Here is a 19,689-nt window from a genome sequence, read left to right on the forward strand (position 1 = left end):
AATATTGGTTTATTTTTTGGCAGAATTCAGATCAGAAGGCCCAAAAGCCCAAGGTAACAGTTCAGCAACGGTGGTTTCTTGCAGATCACCTTTCATGTTCCCCAAGATAACTTTCATATCCGGTTCACACAGTTCGTACATCACCTGACGACATACACCGCATGGAGCAATCGGACCATCCGTGTCGCCCACAATGGCAATCGCTTTGAAGCTGCGAGGCTTCTTCCCACCTGCAATGGCACTGAACATCGCCGTACGCTCAGCACAGTTACCTGGTGTATACGCAGCATTCTCAATATTACAACCATGATGCACATGCCCTTCACTGTCAAGCAAAGCCGCGCCTACACCAAAATGGGAGTAAGGCGTATACGCCTTCGTACGTGCCTTAATTGCTTCTTGCATTAACAAACCGTTATCCATCATTATTCTCTCCCTTAGGGTGCAATATAAAGTTAGTACCTACGAATTAAGTTCAACCAAAGCCAATTTTACACTAGCCACTCCGAGTCCAGAATAACCCTTCGATCGCTGTTATCCCCAGATTTTTTGATCCACTTTTTCAAAGTGAAAATCCGGTGATAAATGCGAACGCTTCGCTTCTACAGGTTTATTTCTGTCCTCTTCGTTATCGTGTAACGTCTACAAGTTCAACTTAAACAAGGTCTAACTTTATAAAGTTGTGTAGTATTAAAATCACAAAACGAATCAAAATCAAAACAAAATCAGTACAAACCTAGCCAGCTCATCACCGGCTTAATGAAAACGATACAACCGATGATGACAGCGAATACCGCAGCCAGAAGAACTGCCCCGGCCGCGGTATCCTTTGCCGCTTTTGCCAGCGGATGGATATGGGGGTGTGCCAAGTCAACCGCTGCCTCTACAGCCGTGTTCATCAATTCAGTCACCAGGACCAAAAAGACAGCGGTCAGCACAAACATCCAATCCGTTCTTGAGATTCTGAAAAAAAAGCCGGCTACACACATCAAAATAGCCACTCCCGTGTGAACTCTCACATTACGCTGAGTCCGCAACCCATATGCGATTCCTTCCGCAGCATTGCGGAATACCAGACCCCAGGAGCGCCTTTTCATTATCGTGTCAACCCGGCCTGGGCCAATACCGCTTCTTGTTTGCCCATCATTTCAGCCTCACTTGCTTCATCCTGATGGTCGTATCCGAGCAGGTGCAAGAAACCATGGACAAACAGAAAACCAAGTTCACGTTCAAATGAGTGTCCATACTCTTCACTTTGCAGGATGGTCCGTGGTACGGAAATGATGATGTCTCCAAGAACATCCGGCATTTCTTCCATTTCTTCATCTTCGTCCAGCTCATAGATAATATCGAGCTCTTCATCAACCGTTTCGTTCATCGCAAAAGACAGCACATCCGTAGGACGGTCAATGCCGCGATAATCACGGTTCAACTCATGGATCTGCTCATCGTTCACAAAAGTCAGAGCCACTTCCCCGTCTGCAACACCTTCCGCTTCTCCGGCGAGATTCAGCAACTGTTCCAGCATTGCAATCATCGGTTCTGTAATTTCTTTATCCTGTTGTTCATTATTCCATGCCAGATTAAGACTCATTCCTTCATAACTCCTGTCTACTCATATTATTAGCCTGCTTCGGGTGAAGTCGGCTTTGGTTTTTTAATCTCCTCCGGATATTCTATCCTGGAGTGGAAGATACCCATCACCGTTTCCTTCAATGTTCTGGCGACGATATCCAGTTCACGCATCGTAAGGTCACAATCATTGAATTGATGATCGTCCAATCGTCCTTTAATAATCTTCTCAATCATGGACTCCACTTGCTCCACTGTCGGTTTGCGCAAAGATCTTACAGCAGCCTCCACACTATCGGCAATGCCAACAATAGCCGATTCCTTGGACTGAGCCTTCGGCCCAGGGTAACGGAAATCTTCTTCCGTGAAATCAGGCTCAACGCCTGCTTCTTCCGCCTGACGCAGTGCTTTGTGATAGAAATAGTGGAGAAATGTCGTGCCGTGATGCTGTTCCGCAATATCCCGAATAGGTCTGGGTAGCTTGTAATCCTTCTGCATTTCCACCCCATCGCGCGCATGGGCAACGATAATGGATTTGCTCAGTTTCGGATCAATTGAATCATGCGGATTCTCCATATTGTTCTGATTTTCAATAAAATAGATGGGGCGCTTCGTCTTGCCAATATCATGATAATACGAACCCACTCGGCAGAGCAATCCGTTAGCTCCTATGGCTTCTGCTGCTGCTTCGGACAGATTACCTACCATAACGCTGTGATGATAGGTACCTGGTGTCTCTGTCAGCAACTTGCGTAGAAGCGGATGGTTCGGATTAGACAGTTCTACCAGTTTGAGCGCTGACAAAATGCCAAATGAAGTTTCAAAAAATGGCATCAGCCCAATAACCAAAATCGCAGTCAGTACGCCACCAGCAAATGCAAACCCAACGCCATACAGTGTCGTGGTTCGATTCCAATCGCCCGAGTCAATCAAAGCCAAGGTGAAGACGGCTATGGACCCGAACAGACAGACCATAATGGCTCCTTTCAGGATCGTTGATCGCTGGCTAGCCTTATGAGTTGCGAAGATCGCAACAAATGAAACCAATACAGCAAAGAAACCTAATTCGAAGTCAAAAAGCTGACCCTGATGGGTATTCAAAATGATGCTGGACAACATACCGATCAATATCGAACATACAAAGGCAAGCGACGTATCCAGCAGCAGCGCAATTAACATTGCCCCTACCGCAACAGGTGCGAGGAAGCCCACATACGACCTCTCATTGGTCTGGATAATCGCCGTCACATGCATAACTACAATCGTAATAATAAAAATGAGAACAAGCATCAACAGCTGCGCATTATTATATTTGAAATGCGTTCCGCTACCTTGCTGAATGTACATCAGAATTGCTGCCGACAACAGGCAGGAAAACATAAGAAGTCCAAGCTGCGGCCAGTAGTTCACTTCATTTTTCAGCAAATCATTTTCATCCAGCAAAGTATACATCTCCGGTGTGATCATCTCACCCTTGGCAACTAATGTGTCCCCTTGCTTGATAAAGACGGTTTGCGTGTTCTCACGCGCCTGAACTTTCGCTTCCTTGGTTCCCTCTTCATCGTAGAAGCGGTTAGCGGTCACCACGAGGCGAGCAAGCTCTTGCACGACCTCACGTTGCGTACGCTTACCGAGAGAGCTGACACTCACCATCTCAGCTACTTTGGCACGGGCAGTGGTTGCATCGCTGATCTGATCCGTCATTAACCGGGCAACAATATCCCTCGCAACCGGTTTCATCTCCTGGATATCATCCGATGTCAGACGCGAGATTTTGATGTAAGTTTCTTCAGGAATACGGTAGCTTTGCTCCTGTACCACATTTCTGATCTCTTCCAAAAGAGTCTCGGAGTATGTACCGGCTTTCCGATTATTATTGATATAGTTGGTCACAAAATCCTTCTGACGCTGCGGAATTTCATCCCGATAAATATCAATCTTGTCCTGACTTGAAATCTGATCATCCTGATTTAATCGATCTACACGATCAAGCAGGGTAGTCATCAAATTTTCGTTTCGCAACTGGACAATCTGAAATATCGGCTGTACCCGTTCAGCAGCTTCTTCCTGTGCTTTGAGTGTGGCCTTGTTATTCGGAATCTGCATGGGCGCAGCAATGTCCACTTCACTCCGTGTACCTTCCTGAATATCATATCGCTCGGGAAGCAGCTTGGAAGCCAGACTCACGTAGAAAAGAATCACCAGAAACAAAAACAGAAGATAGCGTGCCCACACGCTATACTTCCATCCTGTAGCCTTATTCTGAAAAGATTTGCCTTTTGACGGTTCCTTCGAGGTCACTTTAGACAATCCCTTTCTATGCTTGATTTTCTGCGGCGTGGTTGTAAGCCACGATAATTTTCTGGACAAGGGAATGCCGTACAACATCTTGCTCGGCAAAATAGACAAATCCAATCTCGTTAACTTCGTTTAAGATCGTATTCGCTTCCACAAGCCCGGATTTCTTACCACGCGGTAAATCAATCTGTGTCACGTCTCCGGTGATGACCATTTTGGAGCCAAAACCAAGACGGGTCAGAAACATCTTCATCTGTTCCGGTGTTGTGTTCTGTGCTTCATCGAGAATGATGAAGGAGTCATCCAGCGTACGCCCCCGCATGTAGGCAAGTGGTGCAATTTCGATTAACCCACGTTCCAGTGCCTTAGCGGTCTGTTCCTGTCCCATAACATCATACAGGGCATCGTACAGCGGTCGCAGATACGGGTCTACCTTCTCCTGAAGATCCCCTGGCAAAAAACCAAGACTCTCGCCCGCTTCAACCGCAGGCCGTGTGAGTACAATGCGTTTGACGCTGCCCTCTTTAATTGCGGCAACAGCCAGTACAACTGCAAGGTAGGTTTTACCCGTACCGGCAGGACCAATGCCGAATACAATATCACGTTTTTTAATTGTGGTTACATAGTGCTTCTGTCCAATGGTTTTAACACGGATTGGTTTACCTCGGTATGTCGTTGTAATCTCGCCCTTGAACAGATCCAATAGCTGGTCTGCCCGCATATCCTTGGCAAGTTCAATCGCATACTTCACATCTCTTTCGGTTAACACATATCCATTGCGTATCAATTGCAGTAACACATCAAATAATTGTTCAAGCGATTCCACCTGCTGTGCGTTGCCAAAAATCACAATCTCCGCTTCACGGGATGCAATCTGGGCGGGAATCTCGGATTCAATCAGTTTAAGAAAAGTATCTTGGGGTCCAAAAAGAGATTGGCCCTCTCCCGCACTCTGGAGCGAGATTTGTATGCTGCGTGTTTGCTCTGACAAATATCCTCATTCTCCTTGACTATGGACTAGCGGAAGTTCTTCCGCAATGCTTTCTTCTACTTCAAATAAGACTTTCATATAAACTTTACCATTCTCTTTCTTCTCATGCAAAATTTTTTCACTTATAATTTTTGTGCCTTTGCCGTTTTTGGCGACAATATCGTTCCTTGCTCCTTCCAATCCTTTTGTTCTGGCCCATTCTATCGTCTGTTGTTGCTCATGCTCTCGGGTCTCCAGATCTTTCTCTGTCAGCCAACCCATAGGGAGTGTAAAGGATCGCCACGTCAATGGTTTATGATTACTTTCTGTATCAAATGAACTGAATGGTGTACTTCCGTACCCCCACAGCTGGATCGCCCAATTCCCCAGCACCATGTAAAAACGTTCTTTGCTTTCACCTGTCATTGTATTATGTTTTTGCACCAGTGGAACCTCTACCTGATACTCACGCCACACCAGACCACGAACTTCACCTTTGGCAACGATGGTTTTGGTGTTCTCCTCATCCCCGAGAATCCCCGAGATCAATACCTGACCCTTTTTGACACGCATGTCCTTCTGAACTACAGGGCGTCCCTGCTCCGCATAGATTTGAGTGACAACAGCATCTGACTTGCTAATCAGATGTCTAGGGTTCAGTAATGGTTCGCGCTTGGGTTGCGCCGATTCTACGACCTGAATGGTAATGGTTGTCCCCTCTTTGCTCACGCCAATCCAGGTTACATCTGGCAGAGCGAGTGCAAGCTGCCTAGAGAGCTTGTCTTGGCTTTGCAAACGGAACCCCCATTGGAAAGGATATATCCCTTCTTTCTTCGCTGCTGCGAGCACCTCGTCCGTAGGAATGGTGACGTTACCCTTGACCTCCACATCCCATACCATGGACGACAATGTAAACAAAGCTGCGACAAAAAACAGCATCCCCCCAAGAAAGAACTTCCTACGTAATAATCGAGCTGCAAAAAAAGGGAAACCGCTGCGATGGGTTACTTTCACCCTGCAGCCTGTCCGTTTCAACACAGGACGCAACCTGAAAAAATGCGGCAGCAGAATGTTCATCTCTGCCACGCGTCCATCGTGAGCACGCAGGTTCCACACTTCCAGTCCCTGCTCTGCCACCGTGTTGATCAATGTTTCAATGTCTCCCCCAGTGACCGTGATTCGGACTGCTCCCCGCAGTTTATACAGACTGGGCTGCTTCATCCGTTCCCCTCCACTCCATTCATATGAATATCCAGAATCGTTCCTTCAACAGCTACTTCATCCGGCAAAATGTTACGTATCACCAAGGCAGTTCCTTTGATCTCCAACTGGCCTTGGGAAAGAGCGAGCACGATGCGATCCGGTGTGAAATGGATGACACCGCGATGATTCTCTATATACAGTTGCTTACTGCCGATCAGGGTTAACCGTGGCATATCATAAAGCACATCCTGCGGCAGATCCAACACCTCACTGGTCCATCTGCGCAGCTTGCGGCTGATCCGGGTCATTCGAAGGTCTTCCCCCTTCCTCTACAGTTCAACTTATGCGCAGATTCATGAATTTATGAAAATTCCGGGTCGTGTTAGGTACGAATGTTGAGAAAAAAGCAAGGAACACAGAAAAAGCCGTCTCTGGCGGCTTTCTGCGCACCAGAGACGGCTCTATTTTCTGTTCATTATGGAGACTTGTTTACAGTTTCCCTCTTGTACCAAACGGCTGTTTGGAACGAGGAGGACCCAGTACTTCTGCCCACAACACACCTGTACGAATATCGGCAGGGCGAAGCGGAGATGCTCCCGATTCATCGATGTTGGTCTCATCCCAACTGGAATCAGACACAACTGGTTTATTTGCATTCGAGAAGCGATTTAATCGCTCTTGAATCAATCGTTCCTGTCGTTCCAGATCTTTCTTTTGTTGATCAAGTGAGCTTTCCATGCGGCTCAAAGAGTTCTCACTTCTGTAGTCACTTGCGGACGGAGAAGAAGGAGCATTCTCAGAATATGGCTGACCATACTGATTCTCATATTGTTCGTCTTCGTACCGATCGTCATACTGTTCATCATAACGGGGATCAGTATGTCCGGAAGACTGCTGCGGAGATGAATTGTCTCTTGAGCGTTCTTCCCGGTCTGAATCACCGCCGCCTCCAAACGTAGGCATCCCGTTGGCAGGGCGCTTTTTGTTCGGATCAGCCGATTTGGCAGCTTTCCCCAAGAATGAGAAGAGCGCAAAACCGACAACAGCCACAATGTACAAGTTATCAAAAATCCATTCAAATAGGCCCATATGCACTCACCGCCTATCTTCCGTTTTTGGAATCACCCTGATCGTTGGAATTCGAACCTTCACCAGGTTTTCCCAATGTATTGCGCATTTGAGTATCTGCTTCAATATTTTTGAGATTCATGTAGTCCATCACACCAATTTTCCCACTACGCAAAGCCTCTGCCATTGCAAGTGGTACTGCCGATTCAGACTCAACAACGCGGGCTCTCATTTCCACTACGCGCGCTTTCATCTCTTGCTCTTGTGCCACGGCCATTGCACGACGCTCTTCCGCTTTAGCCTGAGCGATTCGTTTGTCAGCTTCTGCCTGCTCTGTTTGCAAGAAGGCACCAATGTTCTTACCTACATCGACGTCCGCAATATCAATGGACAGGATCTCAAATGCAGTCCCTGAGTCCAGTCCTTTGGACAAGACCGTACGCGAGATCATATCCGGATTTTCCAGAACGTCTTTGTGAGAGTTAGAGGAACCATTCGTACTTACGATACCTTCACCGACACGGGCGATGATTGTTTCTTCACCAGCACCACCAACGAGTCTATCAATATTTGCTCGAACTGTAATTCGTGCTCGAACATTAACTTCAATACCGTCTTTTGCTACTGCAGATACAACCGGTGTTTCAATTACACGGGGGTTTACACTCATCTGCACGGCCTGTAACACGTCACGACCTGCGAGGTCAATGGCAGCAGCGCGTTCGAACTCCAGTGGAATGTTTGCACGTTGTGCAGCAATCAGGGCATTTACAACACGGTCAACGTTACCACCCGCCAGGAAGTGACTCTCCAGTTGGTTCATTGACAATTGAAGACCTGCTTTGGTTGCTTTGATCATTGGATTTACAATTCGGCTAGGCGTTACACGTCTCAGTCTCATTGCTACCAGCGTAATAATACTTACTCTTACACCTGATGCAATCGCTGATACCCAGAGCATAACCGGGAAAAAGCTGAAGAATACGCTCAATACGATAATACCTACTACCGCAATGAGCAAAATCGTGATCATAGATGTGTCCATGTGATAATTCCTCCATTTGTTATTTGAATTTGATAAATAAATCCGAGCAGATTTTATGAATTACTGCTCGTTTGAAGAATGCACCACATCGCTGACTGTTTAAGCCAAGTGGTTATGTACATTGCCGAAGTATTAAGCACTTCGACAACAGAGCGGGTTTACACCGGTAATGCTTGCTGAACCACAATCCGGGTACCTTCCGCTTTAATCACAATAATCGGGGTGTCAACCGGAATGAAATCACCATCTGTCACAACGTCAATTCGTTCACCTTCAAACATGGCTGTACCTGATGGACGAAGTGGTGTCAGACTTATTCCTTGCAGTCCAATCAACTCTTTGCGCTCGGTAGCAGATGAGTATCCACGTTCCGCAGAGAGACTGTCACTCAGGATAAATCGATTCCATATCCCTCGATCTTTAAACAGCACTGCAATAATCGCAATAACTACCACTGCCGCTCCGAAAGCGATACCCAAGGAAACAAATGCATCACTCGTATCATAAGCAGCCCTCACAACCCCTGCAACAAGCGCAATTGATCCCAGAATACCCAAAATACCCATGCTAGGTATGAACATCTCCAGAATCATCAAGATGAGTCCGACAGTAAATAGCACCCATGTCTCTGCTCCGGCAAATCCCGCAATGTAATTACCTGAGAAATACAACACGAAACACACGATACCTACAATACCAGGAACTCCAAAACCAGGAACGATCAGTTCAATGGCCACACCTGCGATTCCGAGGAACAACAATATGGTCATGACAACCGGATTGGTAAGAAAGGATGAGATGTTCTCTGCTGTCGTCCGTTCTACCTTAAATACATCATCCTGGCTGTAACCGAGCCACGTTGCCGCTTCTTCCGGTGTGTTGCTGATGTGGTCAGCATAACCAACTTTCAGTGCTTCTTCAGCAGAGAGAGCAATAATTTCACCTTTTTGCTTGGTTTTATTGATCTCTGGCATTTCCACAACCATGTTAACATCAGTCATTCCAGCTGCAATCTTGCCATCACGACCACTGATCTCAGCTGCTCCCTGCATTTTGCTTTTCCAGAATGCAACAAGCTTTGGATCATCAACATGTTTACCCGTACTGTCCACCATTGCTGCCGCACCAATCATACTGCCTGGTGACATTACGATCTTATCTGCATTCAGAGCCAGAAAACTCCCGGCTGAAGCAGCATCTCCACGAACAAATGCAACAGTCTCAATCGGACTGTCCTTGATCAGGGTACCCAATGCTTCTGCAGTGTCGACACGGCCTCCCGGCGTATTGATATCAAGAACGATCAGGCCAGCATTCATCTCTTCTGCTTGTTTGAACCCGCGTTCCATGAACTTGCCAAGTCCCTGCTCGATTGGTTTATCAACCGGAATAATATATACGGCGCCACTCTTCTCAGCTGCATGCGCTGACGGTGATCCAATCCAGACAGGAAGCAACAGCGTCAGCAGCATTAAGAGCATCAATGGCCCCGTAAGCTTCTTCCGGCGCTTTCCCTTCACAATAGTCCCCCCTTTTCCATTAATGTTATACTGTCCAGCTTATGGTATTTATTACGTGCAATGCAACATTTCGTTTCAAAATCTTAAAATTATATTTGAAAACTCGATCAATTGCAAGTATAAAAATCCATAATAATATATATTAACCATTAAAAAGAAATTTTGTCATAACAAGGACATCATGCCTTTTGATAAATGGAAAAAACACCTCCTGACAAGTCAGAAGGTGTTTATTGATTTGCTTTATTGCAGAAATTGTTGAACTGCTTGATTTACCAGTTTGCCGTCCGCTTTGCCTTTAACTTTCGGCATAAGGGCCGCCATGACTTTCCCCATCTCGGCTTTCGAAGAAGCACCGGTTTCCTGGATGGTCTGCTGTACAATAACTTTAATTTCTTCTTCGGTAAGCTGTGTGGGAAGGTACTGGATGAGTACTTCAATTTCCGCTTTTGCATTTGCCGCGAGATCTTCACGGCCCGCTTTGTCAAATTCTTGGAGGGCATCTTTGCGCTGTTTGATTTCACGACTCAGGATATCAAGCACTTCGTTGTCATCCAAATCTCTTTTCAAATCTATTTCAAGATTCTTGATCGTCGAACGAATCAACCGAATGTTGGAGAGTCTGAACTTGTCCTTACTCTTCATCGCTTGCTTCATATCTTCGTTCAATCGTTCGCTAAGATTCATGTAGTTAAAATCCTCCTAAAACTTTCTCTTACGAGCAGCCTCGGACTTTTTCTTGCGCTTTACGCTTGGCTTCTCATAATGCTTACGTTTCTTCACCTCAGCCAATACGCCATCTTTAGCGATGGAGCGTTTAAAACGACGAAGTGCAGCATCAATAGTCTCGTTTTTGCGAACTTTAGTTTCAGACACCAGTTTTCCCTCCCTCCGACCAGACCGTCCAAGAGCAATAACACGGTTCATCATCTTTCATTATAGGCGAAAGGTAATAAAGGTGTCAACCTCAATGTAATGATCACTTATTTGAATCCATTTTATAACTCAAAGGTATTATGAAATGAATTCATTATATAAGCATTTGGTCACACATTCGTGGATTTAATGCATATGACTAAATCCTCAATATTAGTACCCATTAGCTCGTTTATTTGTGAGAATCGGACAGACTTGTCAACACGCCAAGTCTGGTACCACCCAACAAATGGTAATGCAGATGATGAACGGTTTGTTCTCCATCCTTACCACAATTGTTGATCAAGCGATATCCTGTTTCCTCCACGCCAAGACGCTTCGCCGCTTCTTGAGCAGCCAGATGAATCTCGCCGATCAATGGCAGATCTTCTGCAGTAACTTCATTCATGGAAGCAATATGTTTCTTCGGAATGACAAGAACATGCGTCGGTGCAGCGGGCTGGATGTCATGAAAAACGATAACATGGTCATTCTCTAGTACTTTATTGGAGGGAATGGTGCCCTCTACAATTTTGCAAAATAAGCAATCCATAGTTCATACCCTCCTTTGTATTCCAGTGTATGTATTCCCTTCTATCATACTAAATGTAAAAACCCACGTCCAATCTTTAGACACACAACCAGGTATTCTAGGTCAACTCTCCATCTATCATCGAGCCAAACACTATACAACATTGGATGTATACCAAGCCATTTTATCGAAATATGGTTTTATCACGAACTTTTCCCGAGTAAACAAATATGTATGGTTAATAACACACAAAAGGAGATTGGTTAATTTGACCGTTTATCAACATGTACAGGAACTTATGGGTAATACACCTCTTCTTGAATTAACTCGTTATCCATTACCGGAAGGAATCGGCCTTTTCGCCAAACTGGAATTCATGAATCCTGGAGGAAGTGTGAAAGACCGGATCGGCAAGTTTTTATTGGAGCAGGCCTTGGCACGAGGAGATGTTAAGCCAGGTGGAACAGTGATTGAAGCTACCGCAGGCAATACAGGAATTGGTCTTGCAATGGCGGCTGTAGGCCTGAATTTAAAGGTCATTTTTACAGTAACTCAGAAGTTCAGCGTTGAGAAGCAGCAGTTGATGAAAGCCCTTGGTGCTACGGTCGTGAACACACCCACATCAGAAGGTATCACTGGTGCCATACGTAAGGCGGAATCGCTGGCGAAAGAAATACCGGGTTCGTATATTCCAGGTCAGTTCTCCAATGCGGATAACCCACTCGCACATTATGAACATCTGGGCCCTGAGATTTGGCGTGATCTGAACGGACAGGTGGATGTATATGTCGCCGGAGCCGGGTCTGGCGGAACTTTCATGGGAGTATCTCGCTATTTGAAGGAGCAAAACCCGTTAATTAAAACGTGTATCGTAGAACCCGAAGGTTCGATTCTCGCAGGAGGTCCATCGGGACCACATCGTACAGAAGGAATAGGGGTCGAAACGTTAGCTTCTTTTATGGATGTGAGTTACTTTGATGCCATTCATACGATCTCAGATGAAGATGCCTTTGAGCGGGTCAAGGATCTGGCCTTGTTGGAAGGCTTACTGGTAGGAAGTTCCTCAGGTGCAGCTATGCAAGCCGCATTAAACGAAGCTGTTCACGCAGCTCCCGGAAGTAACATCGTCGTTATTTTCCCGGATAGTAGCGAACGGTATTTAAGCCAAAATATCTATAATGGAGGACAATGAAATGAGACCAAAAACCAAGCTGATTCATGCAGGTATTGTTGGTGATCCACACACTGGAGCAGTGAGTGTACCGATCTATCAAGTAAGCACGTATGAGCAAGAATCGGTTGGCGTACACAAAGGATACGAGTATTCACGTACAGGCAACCCTACCCGTCATGCGTTGGAAGAAGTCATTAAGGAGCTGGAGGATGGCGTTCGAGGTTTTGCTTTTAGTTCGGGAATGGCTGCAATTCACGCTGTACTGTCTCTGCTGAAAACTGGAGATCACGTCATTCTGACGGATGATGTATACGGCGGGACCTATCGCATTTTCACCAAGGTGCTGAATGGTCTGGGGATCGAGTCTACCTTTGTAGATACCACCTCACTACAAGCACTGGAGCAGGCTTTGCAATCCAATACAAAGGCCATTTATGTAGAAACACCTACCAATCCGTTACTCAAAGTCACCGATATTGCTGCTGTAGCGAAATGGTCAAAACAACATGAATTGTTGTTCATCGTGGATAACACGTTTAGTACGCCTTATTGGCAGACCCCGCTGGCTCTGGGGGCAGATATTGTACTGCATTCTGCAACAAAATATATCGGTGGTCATAGTGATGTCGTGGCAGGACTTGCGGTTGTCAACAGCGAGCAACTTGGTGAAGATCTGCATTTTATTCAAAATGCAATTGGCGCAGTCCTGGGACCTATGGATTCCTGGTTGTTAATGCGAGGTCTTAAAACATCGGGACTGCGGATGGAAGCGCAAGAACGCAATGCAGAGCAGCTTGTGACATTTCTCAATCAGCATCCAACAGTGAGCAAAGTCTATTATCCCGGGTTGCCCGACCATCCACAGCATAAGCTCGCTTCCATGCAAGCGAGAGGATATGGCGGTATGGTTTCCTTTGATGTAGGAAGTGCTGAAAAAGTAGATGAAGTACTAAGCAAAGTCCGTTATTTCACATTGGCTGAAAGTCTGGGCGCGGTGGAAAGTTTAATTTCTGTACCTACCCGAATGACACATGCTTCCATTCCCTATGAACGTCGGCAAGAATTGGGGATCACGGATGGTTTGATTCGGATCTCCGTTGGGATCGAGGATGTTGAGGATTTACTTGAGGATTTGAAATCTGCATTAAGTTGAGGGCATTTTGAAGTCCACGCTGGCTGATACTCGCGAATGGGTAGTCGACGATTTTCTAAGGAACACAGGGCATCTTATTTGGCGTTCAAACCCACATTTGAAATTATAAGGAACATCAGGCCCGTTATTTCCCGAAAAAACCTCAAAAAAATGCTGAAAGCGGCTGTTTATCCGGTTATAACGTGTCTCAGATTCCTTCAATTTCTGCTGACGCTTCAAAGCCTTGAATAAGATGCCTCAGATTCGTCAGCACTCACATCATGCTCTGCACCTCCAATCGCGGGCAACAGAACAGCATCGATTCCACCTGAAGGGAAGCTTTTTATCGGAATAGAGAATTAAAGCTTTTCGGTGTCCTGATCGTTTGCTAGCACATGGGCACGTTCTCGCTTATTCAGGATGCAGTACGCCGCTTGCTGCGGACACGTTAAGGCCCGCTTCTGCTTTAAGCAGGTTTAAATACACTTGTTGTGCCATCCGTTCATCATCGACCTTACACTAGTTAGGTTCAAAAAAAGGTCATGCCTTACAGAAGTTCACTTCTGCACAGGCATGACCTTTTGGTTGTTCGTATGTTGCCCGTTGTATTGCAAGGACTGTCGCGATACATCAGGCTGAGACTGCGTATGTGATAAGACCTCTCTATCTCATGCTGTACGGTACCATGAATGAAACATCCATCCTCAGCTAGTTATTTTCGAGGATTTTCATCGGATGCCCATAGGGTACATAAGAATGTGTCACTTGCAGTTATGCCTGTTTTTTTAATTTCAATAGTACGGTAAAAGGGTTAACGCTGTAAGCGCAAATAACGGGAGCACCAGTCGGTTAAAACGTCTACGGCCATAACCATAATACGGATAAGGCGTAGGGTAGCCGTAACCTGGATAAAATCCGCGAGTATGACCTATCGGATAGTTTGCTCCCGGCATTGCATTTGGAGCCCAGTTCGCATGATTCACCATGGCTTCCGGCCCAACCGGAACAGCCAGGTAAATCATTTCGTCATCCACATTTTCCATAATGCCATCGTAGTGCATACCGTCATTCATCTGTACACATACATAACGGTGCATGTGTTCCTTGCATATTTTCTTCGCTTCCACTTTTTCCACTTGCCAACGCCTCCCTGATTCTGCTCTTGATCACCTTTTCATGGTATTCAGAAATGGGCGAATTGACACTACTGACGAGAAAACACAAAAAAGAAGCACCCCGTGAGCGGCTTCCTTGGAAGGCTGCTGCGCGGACATCTATTCAGGAGACGTCCTGATCAGATGTCCGCCGGGGTACTTAAATAAAGTTTGTCGGCTTAACTGTAGTATAACAGCGGGATGAACCTGTATCTGTGATGTAACTCACTCCGCTATGTTATAAGAGCAAGAAAAGAAATATTTTCACAACATCAATTCGGTAATATTCAGTTGCTTGGATAATAAGAGACACTTCTATCATTTATATTGCTGAAATTTGGGGCAGAGAGAAGCGTAATGCCTCCCTCTTTTCTCCACGTCCTGCCGTTCAAGCCGTAACAGGTCACTTCTCCAGACAAACATACATCCGCACTATATTTTCAGCATTCTGGTCCAAGCCCGGATTGTAAGCGGATATACATCATACACGTTTCCCTCTACAGGGTCTCCAAGACCACCCGTGAGCCGTTTCCAGCCTCACCTGCCGGGATCACCACAAGCTTGCGCGGCAAACGTGCACGCAGTTCAGGCACGTGACTGATTACACCGACAGCCAAACGGTCGTCATGCAATTTTTCCAGAGACGTAATGACGGTATCCAACAGTTCAGGGTCAAGGGTACCAAACCCTTCATCCAGGAAGAAGAATTGAAGTGGGTACTGACCTCGCAGCTGAATCTGGGCCGACAGTGCCAAGGCCAGTGACAACGAAGTCAAAAACGTCTCGCCACCTGACAACGTTGATACCGGTCGTTTGACCCCCCCGTTGGCATCATCACAGATTACAAAACCACCGCCGGAATCCACCTCCAGTGAATAACGCTGTTTGGTTAGGAAGCGTAGACGCTGAGATGCCGCATGACTAACCTGCATCAGTTGTTCTTCGGCAATATACTCTACAAAAGCATTGCCTCTAAACGCGGATTGCAGCTTGCTGAGCAGTTCGCCTTGACGGCTTACCTCCACCCGCTTGTTCTCAAGTTCGGTCCATCGAACATGTCGCTGCTCCACATCCTCCAGATCACGTTCTGCACGTGCTTTGGCACGAAGGGCAGCCTCGTCCTCAATTCGGACCTGCTGCAAACGTTTGGTGCAGGCTAACCACTGTTCCTCTGATACGACAGCACCACCCAGCTTTTGTTCCAATTCACGCAACTGGGATGCCAGTTCACGCTCACGTTCACGGTGTTGCTGGATCTCTCCTGCCAGTCGCTCGGCTTCGTGGGAAGGAATTGCCGCAGACACAACAGCATCATCCGAGTCAAACGGGGATTGTTCCAGCAATTGCTTCCACCGTTCCTGTGCCTGTTGCAGATGTTCTGTGGCCGAGGCGGCTGCCTGCTGAGCCATAATGTCTTTCTTGGCTGATTCCTGCTTCAGCGTGTCCGCCTCTTTGAAGCGTTGTGCCGAGTCCGTAGCTGTTTTCCGCAGTCCATCCAGACGAGCCTGAGCCGCAGTAATCAGATCTTCTACCCGCTGCTCCCCAACCCACTGGCGCAAGCGTTCTTCCTTCTCGACCAGCTGTTTGCTATTGCCCTGCCACTCCGTTTGCCACTGAATCAGTTGTTTATCCAATTCAACCAGCTTCTGCTGGAGAGATTGAATGATTTGGTCTTTTTCCTCAAGGAAAGTCACGCTTTTGTTCAGACGTTCCTTGATGTCTTCGGCGCGTGCATCGCGCTCCTGCATCGCCTGATAGAGGGCCTTGGCCTCCTCCTGAGCGATGCCCGGCAGTTCCGCGGCCCAGCGGCCCTGCAAGGCAGCCGCAGCGGCCTCGCTTTCGGCCAGCTTGCGCTCCGCCTGGGCGAGCCCGGCACGGCCGGCCTCCTGCGCAGCTGCCGCTTCCATGCGGCGCTGCTGCGCGCCCACAGCCGCCTGCTGCAACGCGGCGGCTTCGGCCTGGAGCGGCGCTGCTGCGGTAGCCAGCGCCTGCGCGGCTTCGCGCAGCGCAGCGGCACGCGATGCCCAGCCTGCCGGGGAGCGCCCGTGTTCGGGCGACCCGACGGGCTCGGGCTCCGCTGCCGCAGGTGCGGCCTCGGCTGAGGCAGGAGCTTCGCCGGCCGCAGCGCCAAGCTGCGTCAGCAGGCTGCGACGTTCGTGCAGCTGCTGGCGCAGCCCAAAGCGCAGCTCCTGCAGCTCCGCGTGCAGGCTGCGCAGCAGTTCCAGGTCCGCATCGCCTGCGTGCGGACCTTCTCCCGGCGGCGCAGCCGGGAGTGGGTGATGCGGCGAGCCGCACACCGGGCATGGCTCGCCGTCGTGCAGCTCGGCGCGCAAGGCGGAGGACAGCCGGTGCAGCTCCTGCTCGCGCATCGTGCCACGCAGCTGTTCCTCCGCAAGGGCCAGCAGGCTTTGCTCGCGGCTAATATCCTGCTCACAAGCAAGCAAGGCCTCAAGACCTGCTGACGCCTGTTCTACCAGATGCTGACGCTGATCACTCAGGCGTTTTTCTTCCTCAGCCGCCGCCTTCAGCTTGTCGGCTCCCTGTTCTGCCGACTGCTTATAGGCTTGCATGTCAGCCTTGTTTTGCCGCAACTGCTCCGCGGCAGTATCCACACGATGTTTCAGTTCAAGCGCAGCTTGAAGTTGCCTGCGTTCCTCTGACTTCACTTCATTTGGCTTGAGGCTCTCCTGTAGCTCCTCACGCCGTTTGCGCCCGCGCTGCTGCAGCTCCTTTTCTTTCTCAAGCTGCTGTCCAAGTGCAGTTTGTTCGCTTTGCCCCTTTTCCAGAAGCTGCGCGAGGCGTGAGCAATCGGCCTGAAGCCCGTCTCGTTCACGTTGCAGCTCTTTTGCTTGTTCGAGTTGCTCCAGGCGCAGCAAAAGTTTCGGTTCTTCCTCTGTCATTTGCTTGCGTGCCGTCTCAGCCTTCTCCGCTTCCTGGACAGCCAGACGCTCATGTTCCAGTGCTTGCTGATGAGCTGTCTCGGCGGTATCCTGCCGTTGCTTCTGTGTAGCCTTGGCATCTCGAACCGTCTGCAACGCAGGCAGTATTGCATCTGCCGCAACGGATTGTTTCAGCCGTTGTTCGCCTGCCTCTATCTGTGGTTCCAGTGCTTTCAGCTTCTGCTGTTCATCCATCCGGGCCTGCCGTTCGTTACTTAACTCACGGATTTTACCCAGCTGCTCAGCTTCCTTCGCAGCTTCATCCAGCGCTTTGCGGGACAATTCAGACTGCTGAACAGCGGTTTGAAGAAGACGTTTCGTTTCTTCCAGCGTCTCCTTACTGGCATTGCCCAGTCCCTGTTGCTCCGCAGCAAGAGATTGGTGAACCATATCATTATCCTTGACCCGCCGGCTTAATTTGATGGCTAGCTGGTCCCCATATTTCTCCAGATGGAATAATCGTTGCAGCATCTGGCGACGTTCACTGCCTTTGAGTGACAAAAACTCGGCAAACTTCCCTTGCGGAAGCACCACTGCCCGTGTAAAATCATCCATCTTCAAACCGATCACATCTTCAACGCAGCGATTCACATCTGCCAATTTGTCGGCAAGTACCTGTTCTTCGCCATTAACCGTCTCTATGAATTTGCTGATCGTGTTACTCACCGACACTTCATTATTTCGTTTGAAACGTCGCTCTACACGAAATCTTCGAGTCCCCTCTGCCGACATCAGTTCAAATGTAAAAGCAACCGACAACGAATCCTCTGCATGGTTCATAATGCCTTGCGTCCCATTCACCGCACGTTCCACTTTTCCGTACATGGCGAGTGTGATGGCATCGAGCAAGGAAGATTTACCACTACCCGTTGGACCGAAAATACCGAATAGCCCCGTCTCCGTCAGCACGGTAAAATCAATCTCCTGCATCTCCCGATAACTTTGCAGTCCGGCAACTTTTAATAGAATTGGCTTCATCTTTCCTCGACCTCCTCACGCACACCTGGCTCGTCTTCATCCACAAGTTCCAGGAAAAGCTGTACCAGGCTGTCTTCCGGCTGTGCACCACCCGTCTGACGCTGATAAAATTTACGGAACAGTTCGTGGACCGGCAGCTCGGATCGTTGTTCCAAAAGCCCTGCTGCAGCCATCTCGGGATACACCGGGCGAATATGAATGATACCTTCATGTGATTTTCGCAGCTGCTGAATCTCCTTCAGGGACATCGCCTCGTCCAGCCACACTTCCATGTCGATAAAAGCCTGTGGATCACGTCCCTCATCCAGCCAGCGATATACTTCTGCCAGACCACCACGGGCCTGCCAACGCACAAGCGGACGCCCGGACGTTAACAAAACTTCCTCTACCTGTGCAGCTCCGCCCGGTGCCAGATCAACCATCGTGACAGACTTGCTCTGCCCTGCTTCCGAGAAGCTGTAAGCCAGCGGAGAGCCGCTATATCGAATCACACCGTCTCCTTTGACAGCCTGTGCACGATGAAGATGCCCAAGCGCCGTGTATTGCGCACCAGTCGATAAAGACGAAGGGTCCACCGTGTAGGCCCCACCGATCTGAATCGGACGTTCCGAATCACTCTCAAGACCGCCGAGCACATAGATATGACTCATGGCCAAGTTCACGGTATCCGGGCGAAAAGAAGCTGCCAGACGCTGCATTAACATCCCCACACGGTAACTGTAAGCCTGACGAAGCACATTTTCGTCCCCATCTGTTGTCAGCAGTTCATTCAATCTGGCTTCAGAAGGATAAGGTAATGCGGCAATCTGTGCAATTTCTCCGGTTCGCTTTGCATGGATAGTCACCGCTTCTGAAGTAGGCATCCCTACGAGTGTGATGCCCTGTCTGTTCACAAGCGGAGTCACAGAAGCCACACGCTCTGGCTGATCATGATTTCCTGCAATCACCACGAGGGGTCTTCCATGCTCCGTCAGACGCGCTGCCGCTTCATAAAAAAGTTGTTCCGCCGCTGCGGGAGGATTCACCGAATCATATACATCTCCGGCCATCAATATGGCATCCGCCTGCTGCTCATCAGCCAACCTGACGAGTTCATCAACGAAATCTTCCTGTTCACGCAGTCGGCTTCGTCCTTCCAGCGTTTTTCCCAAATGCCAGTCCCCTGTATGCAAAATACGCATCGTCCGTT

At 48.3% G+C, this 19,689-nt stretch carries 18 protein-coding genes; 2 read left to right on the top strand and 16 right to left on the bottom strand.

Annotated elements, in window-relative coordinates:
- Positions 1-9: 9 nt before the first annotated feature.
- The 13 genes from J2X75_RS13105 to J2X75_RS13165 all read right to left on the bottom strand — a co-directional run bounded on the left by J2X75_RS13105 (position 10) and on the right by J2X75_RS13165 (position 11,144).
- Positions 10-423, bottom strand: coding sequence for a cytidine deaminase (locus J2X75_RS13105; protein ID WP_307543050.1), 414 nt, complete (start codon positions 421-423; stop codon positions 10-12).
- A gap of 302 nt (positions 424-725) precedes the next feature.
- Positions 726-1,097, bottom strand: a complete 372-nt coding sequence (locus J2X75_RS13110) for a diacylglycerol kinase family protein (protein ID WP_017687246.1) — start codon at positions 1,095-1,097, stop codon at positions 726-728.
- Positions 1,097-1,594 (bottom strand): rRNA maturation RNase YbeY, encoded by a 498-nt coding sequence (ybeY, locus tag J2X75_RS13115; protein ID WP_036674804.1) that lies wholly within the window; start codon positions 1,592-1,594, stop codon positions 1,097-1,099. Before ybeY ends, J2X75_RS13110 begins: the two co-directional genes overlap by 1 nt.
- A 29-nt stretch (positions 1,595-1,623) precedes the next feature.
- Positions 1,624-3,873, bottom strand: coding sequence for an HD family phosphohydrolase (locus J2X75_RS13120; RefSeq protein WP_036674803.1), 2,250 nt, complete (start codon positions 3,871-3,873; stop codon positions 1,624-1,626).
- A 16-nt stretch (positions 3,874-3,889) separates the two neighbouring features.
- Positions 3,890-4,861, bottom strand: a complete 972-nt coding sequence (locus J2X75_RS13125) for a PhoH family protein (RefSeq protein ID WP_017687243.1) — start codon at positions 4,859-4,861, stop codon at positions 3,890-3,892.
- Between the two features lie 6 nt (positions 4,862-4,867).
- On the bottom strand, positions 4,868-6,061 hold the full coding sequence (gene yqfD / locus J2X75_RS13130; protein ID WP_310337099.1) for a sporulation protein YqfD: 1,194 nt from the start codon (positions 6,059-6,061) through the stop codon (positions 4,868-4,870).
- Positions 6,058-6,351 carry a sporulation protein YqfC gene (gene yqfC, locus J2X75_RS13135; protein ID WP_017687241.1) on the bottom strand — a complete coding sequence of 98 codons (294 nt, stop codon included), beginning with the start codon at positions 6,349-6,351 and terminating at the stop codon, positions 6,058-6,060. Before yqfC ends, yqfD begins: the two co-directional genes overlap by 4 nt.
- A 181-nt stretch (positions 6,352-6,532) precedes the next feature.
- Positions 6,533-7,132 carry a hypothetical protein gene (locus J2X75_RS13140; RefSeq protein WP_150364954.1) on the bottom strand — a complete coding sequence of 200 codons (600 nt, stop codon included), beginning with the start codon at positions 7,130-7,132 and terminating at the stop codon, positions 6,533-6,535.
- Positions 7,133-7,145: 13 nt separating this feature from the next.
- Positions 7,146-8,156 (bottom strand): flotillin-like protein FloA, encoded by a 1,011-nt coding sequence (floA, locus tag J2X75_RS13145; protein ID WP_150364953.1) that lies wholly within the window; start codon positions 8,154-8,156, stop codon positions 7,146-7,148.
- Between the two features lie 158 nt (positions 8,157-8,314).
- Positions 8,315-9,637, bottom strand: coding sequence for an NfeD family protein (locus tag J2X75_RS13150; RefSeq protein ID WP_310337649.1), 1,323 nt, complete (start codon positions 9,635-9,637; stop codon positions 8,315-8,317).
- Positions 9,638-9,919: 282 nt separating this feature from the next.
- Complete coding sequence (locus J2X75_RS13155; protein WP_017687237.1) at positions 9,920-10,363, bottom strand: GatB/YqeY domain-containing protein; 444 nt, start codon at positions 10,361-10,363, stop codon at positions 9,920-9,922.
- Between the two features lie 15 nt (positions 10,364-10,378).
- On the bottom strand, positions 10,379-10,552 hold the full coding sequence (gene rpsU / locus J2X75_RS13160; protein ID WP_005547957.1) for a 30S ribosomal protein S21: 174 nt from the start codon (positions 10,550-10,552) through the stop codon (positions 10,379-10,381).
- Between the two features lie 232 nt (positions 10,553-10,784).
- A complete protein-coding gene (locus J2X75_RS13165) occupies positions 10,785-11,144 on the bottom strand; it encodes a histidine triad nucleotide-binding protein (protein WP_017687236.1) in 360 nt (119 codons plus the stop codon).
- Between the two features lie 277 nt (positions 11,145-11,421).
- Between J2X75_RS13165 and J2X75_RS13170 the strand changes: the two genes are divergently transcribed.
- Both J2X75_RS13170 and J2X75_RS13175 read left to right on the top strand, forming a co-directional pair.
- On the top strand, positions 11,422-12,315 hold the full coding sequence (locus J2X75_RS13170) for a PLP-dependent cysteine synthase family protein (RefSeq protein ID WP_397383721.1): 894 nt from the start codon (positions 11,422-11,424) through the stop codon (positions 12,313-12,315).
- Position 12,316: 1 nt separating this feature from the next.
- Complete coding sequence (locus J2X75_RS13175) at positions 12,317-13,450, top strand: bifunctional cystathionine gamma-lyase/homocysteine desulfhydrase (RefSeq protein ID WP_310337104.1); 1,134 nt, start codon at positions 12,317-12,319, stop codon at positions 13,448-13,450.
- Between the two features lie 770 nt (positions 13,451-14,220).
- On the opposite strand, the gene J2X75_RS13180 is transcribed toward J2X75_RS13175, so the two are convergent.
- The 3 genes from J2X75_RS13180 to J2X75_RS13190 all read right to left on the bottom strand — a co-directional run bounded on the left by J2X75_RS13180 (position 14,221) and on the right by J2X75_RS13190 (position 19,681).
- Positions 14,221-14,565: a hypothetical protein gene (locus J2X75_RS13180; RefSeq protein WP_036674796.1), complete on the bottom strand. Its 345-nt coding sequence runs from the start codon at positions 14,563-14,565 to the stop codon at positions 14,221-14,223.
- A 515-nt stretch (positions 14,566-15,080) separates the two neighbouring features.
- Entirely contained in the window at positions 15,081-18,500 is a 3,420-nt protein-coding gene (locus J2X75_RS13185; RefSeq protein WP_310337106.1) for an AAA family ATPase, read from the bottom strand.
- Positions 18,497-19,681, bottom strand: a complete 1,185-nt coding sequence (locus tag J2X75_RS13190; RefSeq protein ID WP_310337107.1) for an exonuclease SbcCD subunit D — start codon at positions 19,679-19,681, stop codon at positions 18,497-18,499. Before J2X75_RS13190 ends, J2X75_RS13185 begins: the two co-directional genes overlap by 4 nt.
- Positions 19,682-19,689: the final 8 nt, after the last annotated feature.

This window comes from Paenibacillus sp. 2003 (genome assembly GCF_031455635.1).
Taxonomy (GTDB): domain Bacteria; phylum Bacillota; class Bacilli; order Paenibacillales; family Paenibacillaceae; genus Paenibacillus; species Paenibacillus amylolyticus_B.